Here is a 25,872-nt window from a genome sequence, read left to right as displayed (position 1 = left end):
TAAGGTAAAAGATGGCTCAATCCAATATTCCCAAAGATATCGCGGACAGCTTAAAAGGCATTTTTACCAATGTAAATTTGGATCGTTTAAGTGAAATTGCAGTTGCACTGATTCTCTGTTTTGTTGGCTTTGTACTTGCGCGCGTTATTTCCAATACTTTTATTCGAACTATTGGGGCACGCTTTAATGCACATCAACGTTTGGTGTGGCGCAGAGGTATTTTTTATTTTATTTTCTTGCTGTTTGTGATCGCCAGTTTAAAAGAAGCAGGATTTAAACTCAGTGTATTTTTAGGTGCAGCAGGGATTTTGACCGTAGCACTGGGTTTTGCTTCGCAAACTTCTGCATCCAACTTGATCAGTGGATTATTTTTAATTGGTGAAGGCTCTTTTGAAGTTGGTGATACCATTCAAATTACCCTGATTCGTGGGCATACCATCGAAGGTGAAGTGATTTCCATTGACCTTTTGTCAGTGAAGCTTTTAACCATGGACAATGTGTATGTACGCTTACCCAATGAGCAATTGATTCGGGCACCAGTCCATAATCTATCAAAATTCCCGATACGACGGTTGTCGATTACGGTCGCGATTAATTTCAATGAAAATATCAATAAAGTCCGTGAAGTATTGATCGAGGTCGCCAACGATTATCCATTGGTTTTGGCAGATCCAAAACCCCGTGTAACTGTGTCTGCATTTGGTGAATCATCCATTGAAATTTTATTTGCACTCTGGTGTATGCAAGCCAATTATCTACAGGTAAAAGATGAAATCCATGAGCTGATCCGTAATCGCTTTGTGGAAAATCAGATTGAGATTCCTGTGCCTAAAATTGGTTTTGTAGATCGTCCGAATCCAAATGAACCACTGCAAAATGCAGACATTGATGGCTATGCCAATCAACAAGATTTAAAGTTAGAACAAAAACAAGATAAACAGCTTTAAAGCTCAATGGACATATGAATCCTTGATATCAAGGATTCATATGTCCAATTACAAAACCTTCATCAAGTTTTAAACAATGAGCTGATAAATTAGTCACTTCAAAACAACAAAATGGACACAAGCACAATGCAACTCAATCATTATTTAAATTTTGAAGGTCAAACAGAAGCCGCTTTTAACTTTTATAAGTCGGTTTTTGGTGGAGATTTCTCTTTTTTAAAACGCTATTCAGAATTGCCTGATGTCCAAGTCCCTGAACAAGAGAAAAATTATATTTTGCACGTTTCTTTGCCCATTAATGACTTTACTGTATTGATGGGCTCGGATACAACAGAACAGTTCTGCGCACCAAATAGTGCCCCATTCAGCAAAGGAACCAATCATTATATTTCGATTAATTTAGAAGCCCATGAAGCAGATGAAGCTCAACGATTATTTACTGCACTCTCTGCCAATGGTCAGATTGAAATGGCATTGGAAAAAACCTTTTGGGGTGCTTTATATGGCGCTTTTACAGATCAGTTTGGCATTCGCTGGATGGTAAACTGTCAACTCACTGACGTTTAGGGGCTGTGGACATTTCATAAATGGCTTGCGTTGTAAGTTAAAATTGAACAGGCAAGGCATGAAATGAAGAGAATAGCGAGACTATTTTTAAGTTTCATAACGTAGCCTGAGATAATTTTAACCACAACCCTTCGGGACTAGCGTGTTTTTTGCCGCTTCGTCGTTACGAACTACACATTTAGAATGACTAAATTTCGTATTTCGCGCCTAGAATCGCCTAAAAAACACACCTAGTCGCAAACATAGACGAATTGCCCACAGCCCCTAATCACCTTATTAAAAATATAGCCTATTGATTCGGCATGATATAGGCTATAGTTCACTCAAGAAAACGACATCATTTATAACAAATATGATCACAGGGCTTACCCATACACTTCTGATTATTCTTATCACGATTGCAATCTCTATCATTGCTTGGCAACAACGCCATGTCATGAATCGTTTGATTTTCAATATTTCAGCAATTAAGCACGGTCAATATGATCGCTTTTTAACACATGGTTTTATTCACAATGATGGTATGCATTTATTCTTTAATATGTTTACCTTGTATTTCTTCGGACGAAATATTGAATGGTTTTTCCGTGGTTATTTAAGTGGTATGGGCTTTGTCTTATTTTATTGTAGCGCCATCATTATTGCTGCTATTCCAAGCTATTTGCATCATCGGAATTTAAACTCTTATCGAAGTTTAGGCGCCTCAGGTGCAGTCAATGCAGTACTATTTAGTTCGATCTTATTTAATCCGTGGGGCATGATCTATATCTATATTTTACCTGTTCCCGCAATTATTTTTGGAACCATATATTTGTGCTACAGCATGTATGCGATTCGTTCTGGGCATTCACCACTGATTGACCATCGTGCTCATATTACGGGTGCAATCTATGGTTTCTTATTCCCATTACTTTTAGAACCTTCCTTGGGCACAGCGTTTTTTTATAAATTTATTAATTCACCATTATTTTAAATTTTGTATTCAGTCATTGATGTCTAAGCTATTGTTAAGCTTCAGACATCAATATTTGAAAATTGCGCAATAATTGTGAGACCAATAGTAATAAAAGCAATCCCGACCCAGCCTGCCAAATCAATATTTTGCCCTAAAAATGTCTTGGCTAATAAAGCAGTGGCGATCACCCCAAGCCCAGACCATAAAACATATAGAATTCCAGCTTGCATAAATTTCAACGCATAAGCAGCACATGCAAAAGAAATGATATATAAAACTAGTGCAATGCCTTGATCAAATTTATTGACCAAACCATTGCCTTTAGCAGAATAAAATGTGGATAAAACATCCGTCGCAATTGCGATTAAAAGCCAAAATACCCCAGGATTAATTTTTGCAAGTAAGAAAGACATTGTCGTTTTAGTTCAAATCATCATCGACAAATTTTATCTTGAGTCAATCTCAACAGCCAGTAGAATCTTTGAATAAATCAAAAGGTGAATGTTTAAATTCACCTTTTTAAGTCTCACATTTAAAATTAAGCTTGATCCAACCTAAATGATGTCATGGTCAAAGAACCTGCTACAGCCTGATCATTAAAAATACTCAGCTGATCGTTTTCTTCTTGCAAACCTAAAGCATATAACATTGGATAATAGTGATCTGGGGTTGGAATCGACAATAAAAACTCAGACCCTTGTTTTTGCCAATCAATTAATGCTTGATGATTATGACTTAACAAAAAATTCTTCATTTTTGCATCTGCTTCTAAAGCCCAATCATAACCAAAGTGACCATCAAATTTGTCAAAAACCACTTTTCTAAGGTTATGGACCAAATTACCACTGGCAACAATCAAAACACCTTTTCGACGCAATTGAGCCAATTCTTTTGCCAAATCATAATGATATTGTGCGCCCTGACTGTAGTCGATACTCAACTGTACGACAGGAATATTGGCTTGTGGAAATACGTGGCATAACACTGCCCATGTTCCATGATCTAAGCCCCACGTATGATCATGATGAACTTCAACACGATGAATTGCAGCAGTTGTTTCTTCGACCAGTGCTTTATTTCCTGAGGCAGGATATTGCATATCAAATAGTGCTTGAGGAAAGCCTCCAAAATCATGAATCGTTTTTGGTTGTTGCATGGCAGTCACTGCTGTAACACCCTGCGTGAGCCAATGCGCAGAAATACATAAAATTGCTGTCGGTTGTGTCTCCATTTCAGCACCGATACGATTCCACGAACGCGTAAAATCATTGGTTTGAATGGCATTCATTGGAGAACCATGCCCAAGAAACAATACAGGCATGACTTCAGTATTCGGTAAAGTTGCATTCCAACCTTTGAGTAACGATAAATCACCTGTTGTTTGACTAAGCATTTCATTCACCATAATAAATCTTTATTTCATTATGTGATTTTTCAACTCGGTAAAACAGCGACCTTTACAGCATACAACATTGCAAAAATGCAACGCTCAATTTAAATTCCTGATTTAACTTTGAGCATAGTTTTAGTCCTCATGAAAGCATTCATGTTTAATAATTTGACCAATCATCCACAAAAAAGCCGAACATATGTTCGGCTTTGTAATTCAAAAGCAATGCTTAAAACAATCAAGCACCGGTTTGATAATGTGCTTTCGGTACTGCTGTAGAGGCTTGATAAGGGTGGGTAAAATCACCTAGACCAGCAGCAGCTTCCTGAATATCTTTACCTTCTTTGATCACAAAGGTATCAAAACCTGAACGCTTCATATAATTCAACACGTCTTTAAATACATCACCCGTTGCACGAAGCTCGCCTTGATAACCTTGACGACGTAATAACGCAGCAAAGGAATAACCACGACCATCATTAAAACCAGCAAAATCAATAAAGATGGCATCTAACTGATCAAGTGGAAACTGGTGGGTTTCAGGAGAAGCATCCACTGTGATCAATAGCGCTTTTTTACCTGTGACATTGCTAAGCTGATCCAACTGCTCAACTGTTAATAACACATCACCTTGAGGCAATACCCCATCCTCACCAATAAGTTGATAAGTATTGTCTGCAATAGAGCCATCTTTTGAGAGGACTTGAAGTGCGGTATTAAGCATATGCACGCTCCTTAAATGGTTTAATGCCGACACGGCGATAAGTTTCAATAAACGCCTCACCTTCATTACGAAGATCAAGATAAGTATTTAAAATTTCATCAATAATATCAGGAACAGCTTCTGCGGCAAATGATGGTCCTAAAATGTCACCAATTGAAGCATCATGATCAGCATTTCCACCCAAAGTAATTTGATAGAATTCTGCACCTTTTTTATCTACACCTAAAATACCGATATTACCGACATGATGGTGACCACAAGCATTCATACAGCCTGAAATATTCAAGTCAATATGGCCTAGATTATAAACCGCATCCAAGTCATCGAAACGACGTGTAATCGCCTCAGAAATTGGAATTGATTTTGCATTTGCCAAAGAACAGAAGTCACCACCTGGGCAGCAAATAATATCGGTAATAAAGCCAATGTGTGCGCGAGCCAAATTATTCTTTTCAAGAACTTGCCATAATTCAAATAAATCTTTTTGCGGAACGTCTACTAAAGAAATATTTTGTTCGTGGGTAGTACGCAATTCACCGAACGTATATTTGTCTGCAAGATCTGCAATTAAATTCATCTCTTCAACAGTCATATCGCCAGGAGCAATACCTGCACGTTTCAGCGAAATGGTGACAATACGGTAACCTGTCACTTTATGTGCATTGGTATTGATATTAAACCAATGCTTGAATTTTGGATGTTCAGCAAATAAGGCGCTAAAGTCTTCATCCGCATAATTTTGATAATCAAACGGTGTAAATTCCTGGTCTAACTTTTCCAAGATTTCAGGTTGTATCTTTAACGTCTTAATCGTTTCAGCAAACTCAGCTTCAACTTTCTCAGCAAACACTTCAGGTGTTAATGCTTTCACCAAAATTTTAATACGTGCTTTGTATTTATTATCACGACGACCATGTAAGTTATAAACCCGAAGAACTGCTTCCAAATATGCAATTAAATCTTCACGCGGTAACCATTCACGAATCATAGAACCAATAATCGGTGTACGTCCTAAACCGCCACCGACTTTGATTTTATAACCCAGCTCACCTGCTTCATTTCGAGTTAAATACACACCGATATCATGAAATGAAGTTGCAGCACGATCAACTTCTTCAAGTGCAGACACTGCAATTTTGAATTTACGTGGTAAGAAGGCAAATTCAGGATGGAATGTCGACCATTGACGGATCAATTCACAGGTTGGACGTGGATCTGCTATTTCTCCAGCCACAACACCTGCATATTGGTCCGTAGTTGTATTACGGATACAGTTCCCCGAAGTTTGGATGGCATGCATTTGAACGGAAGCAAGACCTTCAAGCATATCTGGCACATTTTCCAGTGCAGGCCAGTTAAACTGAATATTCTGACGTGTTGAAACATGCGCATAGCCACGGTCGTATTCTTTGGCAAGTTCAGCAACTTTGCGTAATTGTTTAGAATTCATTAAACCGTAAGGGACAGCAATACGTAACATTGGCGCATAACGTTGCACGTATAAACCATTTTGCAAGCGTAATGGACGATACTCATCTTCAGTGAGTTTTCCAGCTAAATAACGTTCCGTTTGATCACGGAATTGTGCAACACGTTCGTTGATCAGTTGCTGATCAAAATCAGTATATAAATACATGGCGTACAGCTAGTAGTTTCATTATAACGATGCACAATATAACGAGTATTGATCTATCAAAGAAATGCTTTTTTTCCATATTTTATAGCGGTTTTATTGATAAGCATCCCGCAATGATTGAATTGGCAAGACTTCGCCTAAAATCTTAATCTTTATAATGCAATTGATGTTTTTCTTCATTGCTTATCTTTATTTAAGATAATAAAAAAGAGCATATATTCTATGCTCTTTTTCAACTGATTAAAGTTAGATTAACAATGAAATGCTTCAAATACTCGCGTTAGACATGTGATCATCTCTTGAATTCAATTCGCTATGAAGACTTAAACAGCAACTTTAGGACTGGTCATCCGAGTTTTGCTGTTCAGTATCATTTTCCAATTTATTTTCAGCAATTTTTGCAGCTTCATAACCTGCAAATGTACTTGCCGCTTTTTCCAAAAATCCAGCATCAGGATCTAATTTATCAACACCTTGCTCTGCAATTACAGCGCCTGCAATTTTACCCAATTCATCTAATAATCCGCTCATTGCCTACACTCCACAGTGTTTTGTTTGAGCTCTCATTGTATGCAGTCACATGCTCAACATTGCGGAGATTCTGTTGTATAAACATTGAGCTTATGAGAGAACAATGCAATGATTTAAATCGTTTGTTTCTGATTAAGTGACTTTTAATCTTTTAAGGTTGAAATACTGCGCCCTTTTCACTGCTCAAATCTGATTGATTCAACTAAATCGTCAAATAAGTATTTTCCCACTTATTTTCACAGAATTGACTCAAATCTGTTTTCATATCTACTTCAATGAGTTCAACATAGCGACCATGTACATGATCAATCGCGAGACAATCATCGATATCTAAAACTCGATCTGTGTGTTGCTTTTGCCAATGGCTGGCAAAATATTGTTTACCTTTGTTTTTTGCTTCAATGCCATCCCGAGCGACCACAAGAACATATCGATGCAACTCGCCAAATTCATGCGCATCATACCCACCCAAGTTAATTAACCACAGTTTAGCATTTGATAGATTCGGTTGAGCATCACTAAAACGAATATGGTATTTCTTATTGTCAAACTCAATAACTTGTAGCTTTTGCCAAGCATCAATGTGCAAACCTTGTTGTTCACCAAACCAAGCATTTTTTAATTGGGGATAAATTTCTTCGAGTGTGTCTCCAACCGCCAAAACCACATCATGGACTTCTGTATTGGCACGTGCATGACGACCACCCAACATCACGATAAATAAACTAGACATATGCAATTACTGAACAATTAAGTGAATGTTTGAATAAATTTTAATAATAAAATCCCACCTACAGATAATACCGCATTATTGAGAAAATGAATGAGTAATACATGCCATATATTTCTTGTCCATAAATAAATCAAGTTTAAAAATAATCCCGCACTCATGAAGCTGATCGTTGCAACCCAGTTCCCATCAAAATTATGATAATGAATCAAACCAAATAAAATCGAATTCAGCATGATCAAGACCATACGCCATAACCACGGCTGAATAAATAGTTTTTGTAATAAGGTGTAGCGGAACACGATATCTTCTAAAAGTGCGGTAAATAAAGGTCCAAAGCTGATGATCAGCAAACTCAGAAAAGCGATCTGTTCAGGTTCAATAGACGGCCTCTCTTCTTGTCTCTCACCCAGAGGAAGAAATTGACGTGTAAATGAGATGACCACTTGTAATAATATTGCACCCACCACAACCCATATACTTGAACGCCAAAAGGTCTGTTGAAACTTTTGCCAATGTGTAAGCAACATATCTTTATATAAGTAACACACTAAAATAAACAACAGTCCGCGAAAAATAGCATCTCCTAAACTGACAGCAATCGAGATTCCAAATATTTCTTCCAAAATAAAACCATTTAAAAGGATCAAAGGAAGAATAAAAACGGCAAAAGTGTCTTTCCATCCCCAGATAATTTTTTCAGGGAAACTTTCAGCCCGAACTTTTTGTATAAAATGCATAATCAGCTTAATCTTTTATTTTTAGTAAATTTTGCGCAAAATAGCGTAAATTCCAAATACTGTGTATAGAGTGCTTACCATCAAGATATAAAAAAGCCCCTTATAAAAGAGGCTTTCCAAATAAAAATGATGAATTACATTTCCACCATTTCCACACCATCAATACGCGCCACAGTCATTAAATCTTTATCACCACGACCAGATACAGTGGCAATAATAATTTGATCTTTTGACATCGTAGGTGCCAGTTTGGTGACATAAGCCATCGCATGCGAACTTTCCAATGCAGGAATAATTCCTTCAATATGGGTCAAATCACGGAAGCCTTGCAAAGCTTCTGTATCATTAATTGGTACATAATTGACACGCTGCATATCTTTCAAGAAACTATGTTCCGGTCCTACGCCAGGATAATCCAAGCCTGCTGAAATAGAGTGAGTTTCAATAATTTGACCCTGTTCATCAGACATCAGATAAGTTCTGTTACCATGTAGAACACCGACATGTCCTGCATTGAGTGGTGCTGAATGTTTACCTGTTTCCACACCAAGACCAGCAGCTTCAACGCCATACATTTTCACATCTGGATCATTTAAGAATGGGTAGAACAAGCCCATGGCATTTGAGCCACCGCCCACACATGCCACCAGGGCATCAGGTAAACGACCTGCCTGTTGTTGAATTTGTTGGCGTGCTTCACGACCAATAATCGATTGGAAATCACGTACCAATTGAGGATATGGATGTGGACCCGCAACTGTACCAATCACATAATAAGTCGAGTCTACATTGGTCACCCAATCACGCATTGCTTCGTTCATGGCATCTTTCAATGTTTTAGAACCACTTTCTACGGGAACAACAGTCGCCCCGAGCAAACGCATGCGATAGACATTCATCGCCTGACGTTTCACATCTTCAGCACCCATGAAGACCACACATTCAAGACCTAAACGTGCTGCGATTGTCGCTGTTGCAACACCATGTTGCCCTGCACCTGTTTCAGCAATAATACGTTTTTTACCTGAAAGCTTTGCCAACAATGCCTGACCGATTGTATTGTTGACCTTGTGTGAGCCTGTATGATTCAAGTCTTCACGTTTAAGATAGATCTGCGCACCACCCAACTCTTTCGACCATCGTTCAGCATAGTACAAAGGACTAGGACGTCCTACATAATAAGCGAGATCACGGTCGAATTCTGCCAAAAACTGAGCATCATTCTTCATGCGGAAATAGAGCTTCTCTAAATCCTCTAAAGCTGCCATTAAAGTTTCTGACACAAAACGTCCGCCATGGATACCAAAATGCCCGTTTTGATCCGGGAATTGGGTATAGTCAATCACACTATTTTGTTGATTACTTTGCTGATCCACGTTGGACTCCTTGCATAAATCGTTCTACGAGTTGTTGGTCTTTAATACCTTTTGCGGATTCTACGCCTCCGCTCACATCGACTGCATAGGCTTGAGTCGTTTGTATGGCGTTTTCAACATTATCAGGCTTTAAACCACCTGCCAAAATCAAAGGAATATCAAGTTTAGGGAATTGGGACCAGTCAAAACTGTGGCCTGTTCCCCCTTTCAAGTCAGGATGCCATGCATCTAGAAGCATAGCACTCGCGCCTGCCTGTTGGTATGGTCGAATTGTCGCAATAATTTCGGAATTTTCTGCATCAGGTTTGATCTGAATTGCTTTATACCAACGACGCTTATTATATTGGGCAATCTGTTGGCATTGCTGTGCAGTTTCATCCCCATGAAATTGAATAATATCTAAAGAGACAGACGCCAAGACTTCAGCAATTTCATCTGCACTGGCATTCACAAACAAGCCTACAATATTGATATATGGTGGAATGAGTTGTGCAAGTTGTTGCGCCAGTTCAATTGTCACGTAACGAGGGCTGGGTTTATAAAACACAAAACCAATCGCATCCACACCTGCATTTACAGCAGCATGAATATCCTGTGGTCGTGTAATTCCACAAATTTTGGCACGGGTACGCATAATTTTGAACTCAAATTTGTTCAGATCAAACTGATTTTTTCAATATTTTGGACAAATCATTGTAAAGCAAATTTATTCACTTGCGTTAAAGTTATATAGGATTATCTGTTTTACATTGTTTATACACTTAACAAACTTTATACTGCACACAAATGCAACAAGTCTAGCTTAAGGCTTTGGGAAGTTGGTGCAAATCCAACACTGCCCCCGCAACGGTAAAATGAAAATATTATTCTTAATAAGTCACTCGACTTACACCACTGCAATGTTTTGTGGGAAGGTGGAATAATCTGAATTGTTTTAGATTCTATATTTAAGTCCGGATACCAGCTTGTTGTGCCCTTAAACTCAATCATTCACGGGGAGTGAATGTATGGAGCATATCATGTCTGTTATTTTTAAACCTACTGCACTTGTAGGTGCTGTCGCTATTGCGATGGGGTTATCTTCTACTGCATTTGCTGAAACATCCTCAAATTCAGAAATAAACGCTAAGCTGAATACCATTGTTGTCACCGCTACTCGTTCAGAAGAAAGTCTAAAAAATATTCCTGTTCGACTTACTGTAATTGATCAAAAAACAATTGAAAAAAACCCTTTACTGAATGTTTCGGATGTCATCCAACGTGATCCCTCTGTGTACATTAAACAAAGTGGTGGTATTGGACAAGTTTCAGAAATTGCACTTCGTGGTACTAAAGCAGTACACACTTTGGTTTTAAAAGACGGTGCTCGTCTAAATAGTCAAAATGAACTTGGGCCTCTATATCCTGCTTTCTTGGATACTACTGATGTCCAACAGATTGAAATTTTGAAAGGTCCAGCTTCGGTTCAATATGGCAGTGATGCCATCGGTGGTGTTGTTCAGCTCATTTCAAAAAAACCAGTTAAATCTGGTGCTGAATTAACAGGCATCTACGGTGAAAATAATACTTACAAAGCCATTGCAAAAGCAGACCTAGTGACTGATCAAGGCTTTTATGCCCAAGTTGGTGGACAGCGTTTAGAAAGCGATGGTACACGTATTTTTGAAAGTCAGCCAAAAAATGAAAAAGCTAGCTTTGATCAAAAAGGCTACAATGCAAAATTTGGTTATTCACAAGAAGATGTCGTTGACGCTTATGCATCAATCAGTGAAAACAAAGGTACAAATATTTTTAGTAATGACTACATTGTCAACACATCACCACGTGAATTTGAAAATCGTGTGATCAATGCAAAAGTCGCTTATAATATTTTGCCTGAACTAATTGTAAATGCACAATATTCAAATGTTCAAGACAAACAAAATGTTCCAGCTTATGCATCGCATTACAACACTGAGAATAATCAGGGCGATTTAAACTTAAAATGGAAATTTACACCAAATCAAAATATTTTGGTGGGTGCAACATACAACGATGCAAATTATAAAAGTAATACGATTCTAAAAAATGACCAAAGTGTGAATAGCACTGGCTATTATTTACAGCATCAATTTAAAAATGAGTTGTTTGATACCCAAGCTGGTATTCGTGTAGAAGATAATGAACGTTTTGGTACGCATACTGTAGGACAAGGTGCCGTACGTTATCATTTCTTACCGAATGCAAGTGTATATGCCAACATTGGTAGTGCTTTCCGTGCACCAACCTTAAATGAGTTATATTCACAATGGGGTGGAAATGAGAAGTTAGAGCCAGAAGAAAGTACATCTTATGAACTTGGTTTTGATTATGATTTAACATCAAACATCAGCACAAATATTTCTGCTTATCATACTAAAATCAAAAATTTGATTATTTACAATTATCCTGCGGGTAATGAGAACGTTGATCAAGCTAAATTTACTGGCGGCGAAGCTGAAGTTAAATGGCATCAAGATGATTTATTTCTCTCTACTGCATACGCTTATGTAAAAACAGAGAACAATAAAGATGGCAATGAAATTGCTTATCGCCCTCGCCAGACTTTAACGCTTACCACTGGTTTAGAAAATACAACTTATGGTATTAGTGCTTCACTCATTGCACGAGCGAAAGCTTATGCAGATGCGGCCAATAAAACTCGTGTCCCTGGTTATGCAACTGTGGACTTAAATGCTTATTGGAATGCAACACCGAATGTTAAAGTTTTTACCAACATTCAAAATGTGGGTGATGTTGAATATCGTGAAGTTTTCAATAATTATCCATCACAAGATTGGTATATCAATAGTGGGCGTCAAGCTTCAGTTGGGGTAACTTTCCGTTACTAAAAGTTAGACTCAAAAAAATATCTAAAACAGCGCAGTTTATGGATAATGTTTTGACCGACATTATCCTTTTTTATTCTTTAGCTTTTCATTTAAATCCAGGACAAAATCATGGGACATCGCTTAAGTAAAATTTACACCCGTACAGGTGATTCAGGAACCACTGGTTTAGGAGATGGCTCTCGTGTACCCAAAGATGACTTACGTATTACCGCTTTAGGTGATGTGGATGAACTGAATTCAATTGTCGGTGTATTACGTTCACAAATTTCAATCAGTGATATCACAGATAAAGCACATTGGGACAAATCGCTCAGTTTAGTTCAACACTGGCTGTTTGATTTGGGTGGTGAAGTATGTATTCCCAATTACAACTTGCTACAGCCTGTTTGTGTGGAATTTCTAGAAAATGAAATTGATAGAATGAACGAAGACCTGCCGATGCTGAAAGAGTTTATTCTTCCTTCAGGCACCTTGGCATGCAGTTATGCTCATCAAGCACGTGCAGTATGTCGTCGTGCTGAACGTAGCCTCATGACTGTACATAGCAGAGACCAGAATATTCAAGCCACAGCCTTACAATTACTCAATCGTTTGTCAGATTGGTTGTTTGTTGCTTCACGTACACTTCAACGTGCAGAAGGTGGCAGTGAAGTGCTTTGGCAAAAGAACATCAACGATACAATTTAATCATTTATGATCATTTATTGATGGTTTCTGGACAGTATGATCAAGGTATAGCCCTATTATTGGAATAGGGTTAAAACACAAGTTTTCAGTTAAAGATTAAAGCTTCATCATGAGTCAAAATGATCTAACGATCAGGCTTCTTTGATGGGATCGATAATCTGAGTATCGAGTACATTCTATGAAAATTATCGGACATCGTGGTGCACGTGGCGAAGCACCTGAAAACACATTGGGGGGGTTTCAATATATTCATGACTTGGGCATTCGTGCGGTCGAGTTTGATGTCCGACAATTAAAAGACAATGCACTGATTATTATGCATGACGATAATTTTTTAAGAACCACAGGAATTGATCAACCACTTTATACTTTAGACAGTACACAACTCGCACCTTTTAACCAAGCCAACATATGGATGGATTGGGAAAAGCAAATCACGCCGACTTTAAGCCAAAGTCTAAATATCATGCATGATTTTGAACATATTGAAGTAGAGGTGAAGGCTGTTGGAAGCGTAGAAGATGCTGAAAAACTCACCATTGAATTACAAAAACAGCTTAAGGATTTTAAACATACTGCGGTCATCACCAGCTTTGATTTAAAAATACATCAGGTATTACAACAGCAAAATTCAAGCTTTAAACGTGGTTTACTGGTTGAAGAGGATATTCAAGAACAGGCGATAGAACAAGCATTGCAATTTGGCTGTTGCCAAATTGGTTGGATGAATCAGTTGGCAAGCGATGCGATACTTCAAGCAACCCAAGCAGCAGGTTTAAATATCAGTGTTTGGACCGTGAATGATATCCAACGTGCTCAACATTTACGCGATTTGGGCATCCAAGGATTAATTACTGATTTTCCAAAAATGATGCAAAATGCTTTAGGTCAGAAGCAATAATTTAAAATAAATGAGACATGTAAAACTGGCTTTCATTTACAGTGTTAAAAAAGCTTAAACTCAAAACTTTCGAGTATTCAATCACTATAAACGATAAAGCTACAACGATTATTGCAACTAAAATCTTCTATACACATGTGACAATAAAATACGACTTTTTAATCATTCATTTTTTTCGATCAAACCGCTAAAATTCGTGTTTTATTCTGTTACTGTTTTATACAATACAGATGTACACTAATACTAGTGAACAGATGTTCGCCCATGATACTATCCCTGAAAGTATAGCCTAGAAAATGCTGAAGCTATGCGTTTAACTTTTACCTAATGAAGGTTCTTAGGAGTGCTGTTGGAGATGAATGCTCCCCTACCCAAAGCCCCAATAAATTGGATCGGTGTTTTTGCCTTGGTATTCCTACCACTTGTGGCACTGATAGCGATTCCATTGTATGCCTACCATCATGATTTTAGTATGGCAGCTTGGATTAGTTTATTCGTTTTACTTGGTCTCAGTAGTTTAGGCATTACTGCGGGTTACCATCGCTTATGGGCACACCGTGCGTATGAAGCGACTTTACCTCTTAAAATTATTTTGATGATTATGGGAACATTTGCTGTTCAAAACAGTATCTTGTTCTGGGCTTCAGGTCACCGTACCCATCACCGTCATGTCGATGATATTGATCAAGATCCATATTCAATTAACAATGGCTTTTGGTATGCACACATTGGTTGGATGTTACGCAACTACCCTGCTGCTGAAGCAAATTACAAAAATGCACCAGACTTATTGAATGATAAAGTGGTGATGTTCCAGGACAAATATTACATCCCATTGGTCATTGCGGTTCACGCAGCCATTCTCCTTCCATTGGGTTGGGCTGTAGGTGACATGTGGGGCGTATTACTCTTAGGTGGTTTACTTCGTTTAATCATCAGTCATCATGTAACTTTCTTTATCAACTCTTTATGTCATATGTGGGGCAAACGTCCTTATACAGACGAAAATACTGCACGTGATAACTTCCTGCTTGCCATTGCGACATGGGGTGAGGGTTATCATAACTACCACCATATTTTCCAATACGATTATCGTAATGGGGTGAAATGGTGGCAATATGACCCAACAAAATGGTTAATTTGGTCCTGTTCTAAAATTGGTTTAGCAAAAAATCTTCGTCGTATTCCGAGCTTTAATATTAAAAAAGCAGAATTAGCAATGAAGTTTAAATATGCTGAACAGGATTTAGCGATTTACGGCCACAATGTAAATGCTGACATTTTAGCCATGAAACAAAAAGTCTCTCAAGAATATGAAGCCTTTACCCATACATTAAATGATTGGGCGGCTTTAAAAGAGCAAGAACTACAAGCAAAAAAAGCCTCGGTTGCTGAAAAAATCCATCAAATGGATGTCAAACTTAAAGTTGATTTTCAGTTGGTAGAACAAAAGTTGGCTTTCCATCGTGAACGTTTAGAAACTTTGATGCGTGGTATTAAAAAGAACGTTGTTTCTTAATCCATCGTTCAGCAAAAGAAAGGCTCCAACTGGAGCTTTTCTTTTGCCTAATTTTTTTGTGATTTTAATCCAAACTGAGAAACAGACATGCAGATCAATAACATCCCTTTTGGCATCACCAACTGGACAGAGATTCCGACCACGCATCACCAAGGTGAACAAGGTTTTGCACTTTGGCGTACTCAACAATTTGATCAAATTCGTGTTCGAATGGTCGAATACTCAGCAGGATATCTGGCAGATCACTGGTGCTTGAAAGGTCATATCCTTTTTTGTTTAGAGGGTGAGTTACACACCGAACTTGTTGATGGCCGTAGATTTACTTTAACGGCAGGTATGAGTTATCAAGTTGCAGACCAAGCGGAAGCACATCGTTCCTCAACGACATCGGGGGCAAAATTATTTATTGTTGACTAAATCAGTCGACATTCGCCCATGTCATTAAAATTTTGCTATATTGGTCTAGTCATGATTTATCCATTGCGATCAACAGCTATGTACTTCAATCCTCGTTATCCTACGTTGAATCCAAAACTATACCATGAGCAAATGCCCAACCCACTCCAGGGGGCTAAAGCAGGACATTTTAACTTTGAACTGGCTGATGAATTGCAATGGTCTGAAGAGGAAAAAACGCAGTGGGTCGAGATTTGCAGTGGACAAAAAACATTCCCAGAATTCCATCCTTTAGCCATGGTTTATGCGGGACATCAGTTTGGTCAATGGGCTGGTCAGTTGGGTGATGGTCGGGGTTTGCTGATTGCGCAAATTCTCAATCGTCATCATCAAACAATTGACCTCCATTTAAAAGGCGCAGGCTCAACCCCCTACTCGCGCATGGGCGATGGTCGAGCTGTACTTCGTTCCGTCATCCGTGAGTATTTGGCAGGTCATGCCTTGAATTCACTTGGTGTCCCATCTAGTAACGCCGTAGGTTTTACCTCATCAAATCAAGGTGTTCAACGTGAGAAACTCGAACTCGGTGCAATGATGTTACGTACTTCTGATTGTCACATCCGTTTAGGTCATTTTGAATGGATCAACCAATACCAACCAGATTTACTGGCTGAATTTACCCAAAAATGTATTGAATGGCATTACCCTGAGTGTTTGGAGCTTCAAAAAACAGGAACTGAAAATCACATCTTGGCCTTTGCACGCAAAGTGATTCAAAATACAGCCATCATGATTGCCAAGTGGCAGTTGGTTGGCTTTGCGCATGGAGTGATGAATACTGATAATTTAAATATTACTGGTTCGACACTTGATTTTGGTCCTTATGGTTTTATGGAAAGATTCCGCCCAAACTGGATCAATAATCACAGTGATTATAACGGACGTTACACTTATCAAAACCAACCCAGCATCGCACATTGGAACTTATGGAATTGGTTGAACAATTTAATTCCACTTGCCCATCCCGAAACAAAAGAACAATTCAAACAGGATTTGGTTGAATGTTTAGAAGATTTTGAACCTACTTTTCTAGAACATTATACACAGGGCCTCTGTCAAAAGCTTGGACTGCCAAACTTTCACAAAGACAGTTTTGACTGCAGTATGAGCTTTTTAAGAATTTTACAAAGTGAACAACTTGACTATACCGGCAGCTTTATTCGTTTACAAAATAAGCAGTATAAAGCCATTCAAGATGATTGCTTAGATCGCCATCAATTTGAAGTATTTTTGAATCAATACGAAAGCATTCGTGAACATCAGGATCTAGATGTATTGGATGCCGAGATGAAACAAGTCAATCCAGTTTATATTTTGAGGAATCATATGGCTCAAAAAGCCATTGAACAGGCTGAACGAGATGATTTTTCTGAGGTTGACCGTTTATTTAAATTATTAAGCCAACCTTTTAAACGTCAGCTTGATTTAGAAACCGCCGCAGATTTGGCGCCTTTAGCAAGCGACTTACCAGAAGTCATGGTAAGTTGCTCTTCATAGAGATATTGAGAACACCCCTACTTACCCACAATTTCTGTGGATAACCATGTGTTTATCCACAGGATAAATCCATAGTCACAATTCAGCTACAACGTGCTAGTTTAAAATGCGTAAAATTTAGGCAAGACATCGCTTTGCAACATCTGTACTTTACAATGAATAAAAAATATCTCTTTTCAATTTTTACTGTTTTCATTCTAATCATCACGAGCGGATGGATTTATCAAAAATATAATCAATTTATTCCAACAGCCCATGCTGCAATCCATGTCAAAAATTTAACCCTGCAAGATATCAATCATATTCGTCAAAATACCCCGATTACAGAGGTTAAAGTTTATAAGTCTGCTCGCATTGTCCAATTGATGCATCATGATCAAAAAATTCAAAGCTATCCAATGCGTTTAGGTTTTACCCCACAAGGTCACAAAGTACAAGAAGGGGATGGAAAAACACCTGAGGGGCAATATATTTTAGATTGGCGCAATCCGAACAGCGCCTTTTATAAATCATTGCATGTGTCTTATCCAAATCAGCAAGATCTCGCCCAAGCCAAACAGCTGGGTGTTTCTGCAGGGGGTGATATTATGATTCACGGCTCCGCAACCACTTCACAGGTCGAGAAAATGCCAAGTTTAATGAACTATTTACCTCGAAATGACTGGACATGGGGCTGTATTGCCGTTAGAAATGTTGATATGGATGAAATCTGGAAACTTGTAGATGATGGAACAAAGATTCGCATTTACCCATAATTGGATTAAAAAGAGAACATCATGACTGGTGATGAAATTCGGAAAATCGCATTTAATATTGCAACTCAATTGCCAAAATCAGAATTAGACTATCCATTTGGTGAAGATATTCCTGTCTTTAAAGTGCTTGGCAAAGTGTTTATGCTAAGTTTTGAATTGCATGGTCAAAAAGTCATTAATTTAAAGGTTCAACCTGAGCATGGTGAAATGCTGAGAGATGTTTATCCCTCCATTAAAGTAGGTTATCACATGAATAAACGCCACTGGATTTCGGTTTATGAAGGCGATCAAATTCATGCCGATTTGATTCAGGACTTGGTTGAAACTTCCTATGAATTGGTCAGCAAAACACTGACTAAAGCTCAAAAACAGGTTTTAGCAATCTATCAACAGATCCAGTCATAAGAATGTTCAACGACCTGACAACTCAGCAGGTCAATACAAATTGTTTATCTACATCACAAGATGTGAGTTACACTCCATTTAGATGCTTATTTTTTCAGCATTGATTTTAACATTTGTACACATTTACCCACAATATCTGTGGATAAACCTGTGTTTATCCACAATGTGAATTAAAAAATGCTGAAAACTTAATCTTCTGGATATTCAAAACGATAGCCTACACCATAAACAGCTTGTACCCATTCATGGCGGTTTCCTGTTTCAGCAGCTTCCGAGATTTTTCTCCGTAAGTTCTTGATATGGCTATCAATAACACGATCAGCCACATCAAAACTATCTGGATTGATATGGTCTAAAAGTTGAGCTCTTGAGTAGACTTGACCTAAATGTTCGAGGAAAAGCTCTAAAAGACGAAATTCGGTTGGTGTTAAATTCAACGATTTTTGTTGATACCAGATACGTTGTTGTGCTTTATCAATTCTGAATAAATCATTGGCTTCAGGTTCAGCCTTGCGTTCTAAACGGCGCAACACAGCTTGTACACGTGCAACCAGTTCTTTGGGACTAAATGGTTTACATACATAATCATCAGCCCCCATGTTTAGTCCCAATACGCGGTCAATTTCTTCAGTTCGTGCAGTCACCATAATGATCGGTAAATCTGTTTGTTCACGCACTTTACGACAGATGGTAAGACCATCCATACGTGGCACCATCAAATCCAGAACCATGAGACTTGGTTTACGTTGCTGAAAACTCTCATAAGCTTCCTGACCATCATGAAACATACTGACTTCAAAGCCTGACGCTTCTAGATAATCCCGCACCAATTGCGCAAGTTCAACTTCATCTTCTACCAGCATGATATGTTTCATGTTGTGTTATCCCTTTTAAACTTTCGTATGTTTTGAAAATGTCAATTTACAACGCAAACCACCTAAAGGTGAATGATCAAAAGTTAATTGTCCACCCAGCGCTTGCGCAATTTTACCAGATAATGCCAAACCTAATCCTGTTCCACCTGTACTGCGGGTCCTTGAATCATCGACACGGTAGAAACGTTCTCCCAAACGTGCAATCTGCTCATCGCTCAAGCCGAGCGGGCTATCATCGACAATCACACTCCAAGAGTCCGCATCTTGTTCAGTGTGTACCTGAACTTCACCACCTGCTTCAGTATAGCGAATACTATTTCCCAGTAAGTTGACCATAATTTGCTTAAAACGATCTATATCTAATTGTAATTTTGCACCCTGACCTGTCACCGAAACTTTGAGATTTGCTTGCTCGAATTTAGGTTTAAAATTATCAATTTCCTGTAAAACCACAGACCATGGATCAACTTCTGCAAAATAACATTTCAATTGTTGCGCTTCTGCCTGTGCCAAATCGGCTAAATCTTGAGTCAGCTTTTTCAAACTTGTGACCTGACGTAGCATGGCAGCAAAATGTTCTGGAGTAGGTTTACGAATCCCATCCTGCATTGCTTCAATTTGTGCCTGTAATACAGCCAGTGGCGTTTTCAATTCGTGTGAAGTATCTGCAACCCATTGTCGACGAGACGTTTCGTGCTGGTCTAGAATCACTGCCAATTGATTGAGTTCTGTAGATAAATCACCAAGCTCATCATTTCGTTTAATCGCAACTTGATGTTGGAAATTACCTTTGGTAAGTTCACGTGTACCATTGAGTAAGCGTTGAATTGGCGTTTTAAAATAGGTCGCTAAAAGTAATGCTGCAACCAAACTCGACAAGAATGTAAAAATATAGATCAGCACCAAATAGCGTTTTTGGCTACTAAAGAAATTGATGCTCGAAGCATCATCTTCATCCAGAACAGGTTTGAGCCCTAAGTAACCCACCACTTGTCCATTCACCAAAATTGGACGGTAAGAGACTTGATCATCTGAAGGCTCACCCAATACAAACTGATGTTTGGCATCATATAAAGAAAGACGTGAACTTAATCCTAAACGGTCTGGCATGGATACAAACATCTTCTTGCCATTTTTGGGACTAACCATGCGCATTGGATCACGCATGGAAGATTCTTTTCCCTGAGCAGGAGGATTTTCATGACCTCCCCCAATATGCCCCTTGTCCATCGGTGGCTTAGCTTTACGATCAGAAGGTTTAAATAAATTTTGATTCGAACTCAGTGGAAATTTCAAACCTTCAAAAGGCTGATAAGCAGAAGGTAAGTTTTCTTCAAGAATTTTTATTTCTTCTTTGTCTAGTTGGGATTTTGGCGTAGTACCTTCAGTTTGTCCCAAAGTCGCCATCATCGTATGTTCTTTAAAATAACGTTGCTGCAAAGCAATATCGTACTGACGACGTAACCACCACCGTGACAACTTATCGTAATCATCTGGCGCAGCATCGCCTTCAATTTGTAAAATTTGTGCCTGAACTGCGTTTCCCCAGTCTTGATATACACCATAAACATCTGCCAAATTCTCAATCAAATGATCAAGTTTTTGCATTTCAACATCAGCAACATATTTAGCAAAGTTTTTCTGCATGGTCCAATGCAATACACTTAAGCTTACTGTCGTAATCACCAATGTCGTTAATAACACAGTAAGAAATAGGCGTAAAGCGATGGGAACTCGGCGTATTTTCAAAACTCATCTCACGTTTTTCTTCGCATTTCAACATTGTACCCAACACTTGCTTAAAATACTCTCCATTGTTTCTACATCATTATTATTTAATCTTTACTGTATTCACAGAACATAGAATATTCATTGGAGTAGCAACAATGAAAGCGATCACAAAAATCACATTATTGTCAGCAAGTATTTTGAGCATGGGGGCTTTAACAGCCTGTCAATCAAATCCAGGGCCAAAAGATGGTCCAGAAGGTCGTTCAATGATGCATGGCGGGCATCATAAAATGTCTCCTGAACAACGTGAAGAAATGAAAAAAATGCGTGCGCAACATAAAGAGATGCGCCAGCAAATGCAAAAAGCCTGTGATGGTAAAGCTATTGGACAAAGCATTCAGGTCAAAGCAGGTGAACAAAGTATTGATGGAACATGTAACATGGTATTCAAAGCCGATCGTAAAGCGATGAAAGAAATGAAACATGATTTCCGTCATGATGGCGAAGATCGTGGACATATGATGCGTCACGATGGTCCGCGTATGAAAGATATGACAGATGAACAGCGTGCTCAAATTCAACAGGAGTTTGCACAAAAACGTGCAGAGCGTAAAGCACAATGGGACGCGATTCAAAAGGCTTGTGCTGGTCAAACTGACGGAAAAGCCATCCAAGTGAAAATCGGTGATAAAACCTTAGCTGGTCAATGTGTTGTTAAATTCCAACCCGATTTTAAAGCAGACCGTGCAATGCCTGTCATGCCACCTAAAGTGTAAACGATATGCTGGATAGAACGGCATAAGATTTATTGTGGTGATAAGAAGACCTGGATCTCAGCACTGCGATTCAGGTTTTATTTTATTGCATTCAGTATGATTAACTTGATATTAATAAAATGTTTTTGCTTTTTACATCAATTGATTTTACCTCATATCGCGATCGGATTCTGTGACATCAATGCCGTCCAGTCGGGAGGGTTACAAGGATTTCACGCTCACTTGAACAAAAACAAAGCACTGCTTCGCTTGCAGCATAAGGTTTAGAAATATCTACAAAAAGTGAGGCAGTGAACACACCAGCTTAACTATATAGGATACAAGTTCTCAAGAATGCTATATATATTCCCTCATCAGTTATATTGAAGTATCAGTCCTATCTTTATCACCCATAAAAAACGACCCTCTCGGATCGTTATTACGCGTTAAGATCAACTTACTTTGAGTTGTCAGAAATCAACGCCACTTGCTGAGCATAATTCAACAATTTCAGTTTTGATGCTGCTAATTCTTCAGCAGAAGCCTGACGGGTAATATCACGGTGAATACGTAATACATGCTGACGCAAAGAATGCCCTTCTGCGGCATTATAAGACTTACAAAACTCTTTAATCGCAGGGTCACGTTGCTCAATCATACGTTCAACCCAACGATCAAGCTGTGCAAGCTTTTTAACACCCTGTTTGGGCGTTAAATACGATAAAATTACCGCTTCATCTTCATTACGCAACAACTTACCAATGCGTTGAAATTGGCGACGACGAGCTTCAAAAGATGTAATCAACTGCACATCCAATAAAGCTTCAATTAAGCGCTCTTCAACAGGTAAAGATTGAATTTGTTTTTTTGACAACTCAGCGAGTTGCTCACCTAAAGCAGCCATACGTTGTACAGCTTTTTTCTGTTCGGTTTTACTTGCACGCCCTTCTAAAGACTCAAAATCATCTTCAGTAAAACGTTGCGGACGACGTGCCACGATTATTCTGCCTCGTAAAATTTATCTGCAAAAAGTGCTTGAACTTCAGACAAAGCTTTTTCTTCATCTACACCATCAATCACTAAACGCAAGGTTGTTCCTTTACCAGCTCCCAGCATAAGTAAAGAAAGGATATTCTTGGCATCAACTAACTTGTCGCCTTTCCCAATTTGAATAGAACATTTAAATTTGGTGGTGACTTCGATGAGTTTTCCAGATGCACGCGCATGTAACCCTAATTTATTAATTACGTCAACAGTTGTGTCAATCATGACCAGTGCTTCATTTCTCTATGTAATACTTGAATGGGCCATTTCGACTCAAGAGCCTTTTTCAACCGATCCACAATATAAACCGAACGATGTTGACCACCCGTACAGCCTATCGACACTGTGATATAGTGACGATGACCTTCTGCAAAAGCAGGCAACCACTTATTTAAAAACTGATAGATGTCTTGATACATCTCATTTGCTTGTTCGCTGGATTCTAAAAAATTACGCACCGGTTCATCCAACCCCGAATATTTACGTAACTCTAAGTCCCAATGTGGATTAGGCAAATGCCTGACATCAAAAACAAAATCTGCATCTAATGGAATTCCATGTTTATAACCAAAAGACTGCAAAATCAAAATCAGTTTATCGGACTGTCCCAGTTTGGACAATAAGGTATCTTTTAAATCATGTACACTTTTGTCAGTGGTATCAATGTGCGCGGTTGCGCGCAGTTGAATCGGCAACAAAAGATTTTTTTCTTCTTGGATACATTCATTTAAACTTTGAAAACGATTCGAAAGTGGATGTGGACGTCGAGATGCACTAAAACGTGAAATCAACTCCTGATCACGGGTGGTTAAATAAATAACATCCACGCTACCATGTTTTTGTAATTGTTGAAAAACATCATCAAAACCTTGTAAATCTTCTTTTGCGCTACGAACATCAACACCCAGCGCCAACAATTCTAAATTATTTTCTCGGTCAAGCTTTTCAACGATTTCAGGAAGCAATGCCAGAGGCAAATTATCAATACAGTAATAACCCAAATCTTCCAGTACCTGCAAAGCAGAGGATTTACCTGAACCAGATTGTCCTGTCACGATAAGTATACGCTTCATGGCATAGCGATCCTAAAAGCAAAGTTTATGCAGAATATTTCACTTGTAAATTGTCAATCAGACGGGTTTTGCCTAATTTCGCTGCAACAAACAATACAACATCTTGGTCGAACTGTTCAACTTTTTGTAAGGTTGGGCTACGTGCTTCAACATAATCCACCACTAATCCTGCATCAGTCAGACTTTTACGAATCTGTTGAAGCACGTTTAAAAGTGTTTTACCCGCATGTAGATCATCTGCAGCAGTTGTTAAAGAATTAAAGATAACTGGGGCTGTTTGGCGTTCCTGCTCAGATAAGTAACCATTACGAGAACTTAAAGCTAAACCATCTTCAGCGCGAGCAATCGGTACACCAATCACTTCAATCGGCATATTCAAATCACGAACCAACTGTTTAATCACAGCCAATTGTTGATAATCTTTTTGCCCAAAGAATGCAAAATTGGGTTGTACAATATTGAATAGCTTGGTTACCACAACTGCAACGCCATCAAAATGACCTGGACGTTGTAAACCACATAAATCTTCTGTAATTTCACCAACACTAATATTGGTCAATCGTGGATATTTACCATACATTTGCTCAACAGATGGAGCAAAAACAATATCGCATCCCACCTCAGCCAATAAATGGCTGTCATGTTCCAAGGTGCGAGGATAGTTATCAAAGTCTTCATTTGGTCCGAATTGGATCGGATTGACAAAAATACTGACTACCACTACATCACACAACTTACGTGCTTCACGAACCAGATTTAAATGACCTTCATGTAAATTCCCCATCGTTGGTACAAAACCAATGATTTTACGCGCTGATCGAGCAGGATTCAGTGATGCTGATAATCCTTGAATGGTCGTTTCTGTTTTCATCTTTTACAGCTCTACTTGGAAAGTATGTTCTTTCGCAGGGAAAGATTTGTCTTGCACAGCAAGATGATATGCTCTGAATGCATCTACAATTGCTGTCTCACCTGTTTGCTCTTTCATAAAGTTACGTACAAAACGTGCCACTTTTCCAAAAGTCAAACCCAACATATCTTGCACAACCAGTACCTGTCCATCTGTATCAACCCCAGCACCAATACCAATCACAGGGACATGTGGGAACAACTCAGCAATTTCTTTACCCATTTGTGCAGGAACACATTCCAGTAGTAGTACTGCCGCGCCAGCTTCGACCACAGCTTTACAGTCTGCAATCAATTGATCTGCAGCTTCACGTGTTTTTGCCTGAAGTTTATATCCGCCGAAAACATGGACCGATTGTGGTGTTAAACCTAGGTGTACACATACTGGAATACCATTTCGTGTCAACACTTGTATAGTTTCTGAAAGCCAGGCACCACCCTCGATTTTAATCATTTGCGCGCCTGCCTGCATGACAGTTTTAGCATTTACCAAAGCATCATTGAGCGTTGCATAACTCATAAAAGGAAGGTCACATAAAATAAATGCATGCTGATTCGCTCGACGTACAGCGGCAGTATGATATGCCATATCCTCGACCGTGACAGGCAAGGTTGAATCATGCCCTTGGATGGTCATTCCTAAAGAATCGCCAATTAAAATAGTATCAATTTCGGCAACTTCCATACCTTTTGCCATACTTGCATCGTAGCAAGTCAAGCATGAAAATTTACGACCCTGAGTTTTAAATTGTCTTAAATCACTTAGACTGATCATGACGATATCCTCTATCAATGAGAG

The 25,872-nt window shown here is 38.7% G+C and carries 28 protein-coding genes and 1 riboswitch; of the genes, 12 read left to right on the top strand and 16 right to left on the bottom strand.

The genetic code is table 11. The features are described 5' to 3' along the window. Nucleotides 1-11 precede the first annotated feature (11 nt). The 3 genes from OSH00_RS09105 to OSH00_RS09095 all read left to right on the top strand — a co-directional run bounded on the left by OSH00_RS09105 (nucleotide 12) and on the right by OSH00_RS09095 (nucleotide 2,487). On the top strand, nucleotides 12-947 hold the full coding sequence (locus tag OSH00_RS09105) for a mechanosensitive ion channel family protein (protein ID WP_004824949.1): 936 nt from the start codon (nucleotides 12-14) through the stop codon (nucleotides 945-947). 126 nt (nucleotides 948-1,073) lie between these two features. Next, nucleotides 1,074-1,514: a VOC family protein gene (locus tag OSH00_RS09100; protein WP_266130140.1), complete on the top strand. Its 441-nt coding sequence runs from the start codon at nucleotides 1,074-1,076 to the stop codon at nucleotides 1,512-1,514. A 352-nt stretch (nucleotides 1,515-1,866) separates the two neighbouring features. Beyond that, nucleotides 1,867-2,487: a rhomboid family intramembrane serine protease gene (locus OSH00_RS09095; protein WP_004824951.1), complete on the top strand. Its 621-nt coding sequence runs from the start codon at nucleotides 1,867-1,869 to the stop codon at nucleotides 2,485-2,487. A gap of 41 nt (nucleotides 2,488-2,528) precedes the next feature. On the opposite strand, the gene OSH00_RS09090 is transcribed toward OSH00_RS09095, so the two are convergent. From OSH00_RS09090 to OSH00_RS09050, 9 genes are all read right to left on the bottom strand, one after another. Continuing rightward, the gene (locus OSH00_RS09090; protein ID WP_266130139.1) at nucleotides 2,529-2,882 is read right to left on the bottom strand and encodes a DMT family transporter; all 354 of its coding nucleotides are present in this window, start codon (nucleotides 2,880-2,882) and stop codon (nucleotides 2,529-2,531) included. 125 nt (nucleotides 2,883-3,007) lie between these two features. Next, a complete protein-coding gene (ygiD, locus tag OSH00_RS09085; protein ID WP_420909511.1) occupies nucleotides 3,008-3,874 on the bottom strand; it encodes a 4,5-DOPA-extradiol-dioxygenase in 867 nt (288 codons plus the stop codon). A gap of 223 nt (nucleotides 3,875-4,097) precedes the next feature. After that, a complete protein-coding gene (locus tag OSH00_RS09080) occupies nucleotides 4,098-4,583 on the bottom strand; it encodes a DUF934 domain-containing protein (RefSeq protein ID WP_196077102.1) in 486 nt (161 codons plus the stop codon). Next, nucleotides 4,576-6,219 (bottom strand): nitrite/sulfite reductase, encoded by a 1,644-nt coding sequence (locus OSH00_RS09075; RefSeq protein WP_266130137.1) that lies wholly within the window; start codon nucleotides 6,217-6,219, stop codon nucleotides 4,576-4,578. Before OSH00_RS09075 ends, OSH00_RS09080 begins: the two co-directional genes overlap by 8 nt. A 336-nt stretch (nucleotides 6,220-6,555) precedes the next feature. Continuing rightward, nucleotides 6,556-6,750 carry a hypothetical protein gene (locus OSH00_RS09070; RefSeq protein WP_266130136.1) on the bottom strand — a complete coding sequence of 65 codons (195 nt, stop codon included), beginning with the start codon at nucleotides 6,748-6,750 and terminating at the stop codon, nucleotides 6,556-6,558. Nucleotides 6,751-6,952: 202 nt separating this feature from the next. Beyond that, nucleotides 6,953-7,483 carry a DUF1543 domain-containing protein gene (locus OSH00_RS09065; protein ID WP_266130135.1) on the bottom strand — a complete coding sequence of 177 codons (531 nt, stop codon included), beginning with the start codon at nucleotides 7,481-7,483 and terminating at the stop codon, nucleotides 6,953-6,955. Between the two features lie 17 nt (nucleotides 7,484-7,500). After that, complete coding sequence (locus OSH00_RS09060) at nucleotides 7,501-8,220, bottom strand: CPBP family intramembrane glutamic endopeptidase (protein WP_266130134.1); 720 nt, start codon at nucleotides 8,218-8,220, stop codon at nucleotides 7,501-7,503. A gap of 134 nt (nucleotides 8,221-8,354) precedes the next feature. Continuing rightward, a complete protein-coding gene (gene trpB, locus OSH00_RS09055) occupies nucleotides 8,355-9,596 on the bottom strand; it encodes a tryptophan synthase subunit beta (RefSeq protein WP_266130133.1) in 1,242 nt (413 codons plus the stop codon). Then, a complete protein-coding gene (locus tag OSH00_RS09050) occupies nucleotides 9,580-10,230 on the bottom strand; it encodes a phosphoribosylanthranilate isomerase (protein ID WP_266130132.1) in 651 nt (216 codons plus the stop codon). Before OSH00_RS09050 ends, trpB begins: the two co-directional genes overlap by 17 nt. 142 nt (nucleotides 10,231-10,372) lie before the next feature. Further along, a riboswitch (cobalamin riboswitch) is annotated at nucleotides 10,373-10,579 on the top strand. Nucleotides 10,580-10,603: 24 nt separating this feature from the next. On the opposite strand from OSH00_RS09050, the gene OSH00_RS09045 reads away from it, so the two are divergent. The 8 genes from OSH00_RS09045 to OSH00_RS09010 all read left to right on the top strand — a co-directional run bounded on the left by OSH00_RS09045 (nucleotide 10,604) and on the right by OSH00_RS09010 (nucleotide 18,686). Then, nucleotides 10,604-12,466, top strand: coding sequence for a TonB-dependent receptor plug domain-containing protein (locus tag OSH00_RS09045; protein ID WP_266130131.1), 1,863 nt, complete (start codon nucleotides 10,604-10,606; stop codon nucleotides 12,464-12,466). A 108-nt stretch (nucleotides 12,467-12,574) separates the two neighbouring features. Beyond that, a complete protein-coding gene (locus OSH00_RS09040) occupies nucleotides 12,575-13,153 on the top strand; it encodes a cob(I)yrinic acid a,c-diamide adenosyltransferase (protein ID WP_266130130.1) in 579 nt (192 codons plus the stop codon). 178 nt (nucleotides 13,154-13,331) lie between these two features. Next, nucleotides 13,332-14,054, top strand: coding sequence for a glycerophosphodiester phosphodiesterase (locus OSH00_RS09035; protein ID WP_266130129.1), 723 nt, complete (start codon nucleotides 13,332-13,334; stop codon nucleotides 14,052-14,054). Nucleotides 14,055-14,409: 355 nt separating this feature from the next. Further along, nucleotides 14,410-15,573 carry an acyl-CoA desaturase gene (locus OSH00_RS09030; protein WP_266130128.1) on the top strand — a complete coding sequence of 388 codons (1,164 nt, stop codon included), beginning with the start codon at nucleotides 14,410-14,412 and terminating at the stop codon, nucleotides 15,571-15,573. 87 nt (nucleotides 15,574-15,660) lie between these two features. Next, a complete protein-coding gene (locus tag OSH00_RS09025; RefSeq protein WP_266130127.1) occupies nucleotides 15,661-15,990 on the top strand; it encodes a DHCW motif cupin fold protein in 330 nt (109 codons plus the stop codon). A 78-nt stretch (nucleotides 15,991-16,068) separates the two neighbouring features. Next, nucleotides 16,069-17,526, top strand: coding sequence for a protein adenylyltransferase SelO (locus OSH00_RS09020; protein WP_266130162.1), 1,458 nt, complete (start codon nucleotides 16,069-16,071; stop codon nucleotides 17,524-17,526). A gap of 155 nt (nucleotides 17,527-17,681) precedes the next feature. Continuing rightward, nucleotides 17,682-18,281, top strand: coding sequence for a L,D-transpeptidase family protein (locus OSH00_RS09015; protein ID WP_266130126.1), 600 nt, complete (start codon nucleotides 17,682-17,684; stop codon nucleotides 18,279-18,281). Between the two features lie 21 nt (nucleotides 18,282-18,302). After that, nucleotides 18,303-18,686 (top strand): MmcQ/YjbR family DNA-binding protein, encoded by a 384-nt coding sequence (locus OSH00_RS09010; protein ID WP_266130125.1) that lies wholly within the window; start codon nucleotides 18,303-18,305, stop codon nucleotides 18,684-18,686. 188 nt (nucleotides 18,687-18,874) lie between these two features. Here OSH00_RS09010 and OSH00_RS09005 read toward each other — a convergent pair whose 3' ends face one another. Together OSH00_RS09005 and baeS are read right to left on the bottom strand one after the other, a co-directional pair. Beyond that, nucleotides 18,875-19,561 (bottom strand): response regulator, encoded by a 687-nt coding sequence (locus OSH00_RS09005; protein ID WP_266130124.1) that lies wholly within the window; start codon nucleotides 19,559-19,561, stop codon nucleotides 18,875-18,877. Between the two features lie 15 nt (nucleotides 19,562-19,576). Beyond that, complete coding sequence (gene baeS / locus OSH00_RS09000) at nucleotides 19,577-21,310, bottom strand: sensor histidine kinase efflux regulator BaeS (RefSeq protein WP_266130123.1); 1,734 nt, start codon at nucleotides 21,308-21,310, stop codon at nucleotides 19,577-19,579. 137 nt (nucleotides 21,311-21,447) lie between these two features. Here baeS and OSH00_RS08995 point away from each other — a divergent pair, with 137 nt between their 5' ends. Beyond that, nucleotides 21,448-22,068 carry a hypothetical protein gene (locus OSH00_RS08995; protein ID WP_266130122.1) on the top strand — a complete coding sequence of 207 codons (621 nt, stop codon included), beginning with the start codon at nucleotides 21,448-21,450 and terminating at the stop codon, nucleotides 22,066-22,068. 436 nt (nucleotides 22,069-22,504) lie between these two features. On the opposite strand, the gene yjgA is transcribed toward OSH00_RS08995, so the two are convergent. The 5 genes from yjgA to panB are packed head-to-tail and all read right to left on the bottom strand — an operon-like array spanning nucleotide 22,505 to nucleotide 25,848. Continuing rightward, nucleotides 22,505-23,044: a ribosome biogenesis factor YjgA gene (gene yjgA / locus OSH00_RS08990; protein ID WP_004824975.1), complete on the bottom strand. Its 540-nt coding sequence runs from the start codon at nucleotides 23,042-23,044 to the stop codon at nucleotides 22,505-22,507. Between the two features lie 2 nt (nucleotides 23,045-23,046). Further along, nucleotides 23,047-23,316 carry an HPr family phosphocarrier protein gene (locus OSH00_RS08985; protein ID WP_004824976.1) on the bottom strand — a complete coding sequence of 90 codons (270 nt, stop codon included), beginning with the start codon at nucleotides 23,314-23,316 and terminating at the stop codon, nucleotides 23,047-23,049. Then, nucleotides 23,313-24,164: an RNase adapter RapZ gene (gene rapZ, locus OSH00_RS08980; RefSeq protein WP_266130121.1), complete on the bottom strand. Its 852-nt coding sequence runs from the start codon at nucleotides 24,162-24,164 to the stop codon at nucleotides 23,313-23,315. Before rapZ ends, OSH00_RS08985 begins: the two co-directional genes overlap by 4 nt. A gap of 25 nt (nucleotides 24,165-24,189) precedes the next feature. Further along, entirely contained in the window at nucleotides 24,190-25,035 is an 846-nt protein-coding gene (panC, locus tag OSH00_RS08975; protein WP_266130120.1) for a pantoate--beta-alanine ligase, read from the bottom strand. Between the two features lie 3 nt (nucleotides 25,036-25,038). Further along, complete coding sequence (gene panB / locus OSH00_RS08970) at nucleotides 25,039-25,848, bottom strand: 3-methyl-2-oxobutanoate hydroxymethyltransferase (RefSeq protein WP_266130119.1); 810 nt, start codon at nucleotides 25,846-25,848, stop codon at nucleotides 25,039-25,041. Between the last annotated feature and the right edge of the window lie 24 nt (nucleotides 25,849-25,872).

This window comes from Acinetobacter nematophilus (assembly GCF_026344175.1).
GTDB classification, from domain to species: domain Bacteria; phylum Pseudomonadota; class Gammaproteobacteria; order Pseudomonadales; family Moraxellaceae; genus Acinetobacter; species Acinetobacter nematophilus.
This window is presented reverse-complemented; position numbering and strand designations above follow the sequence as displayed.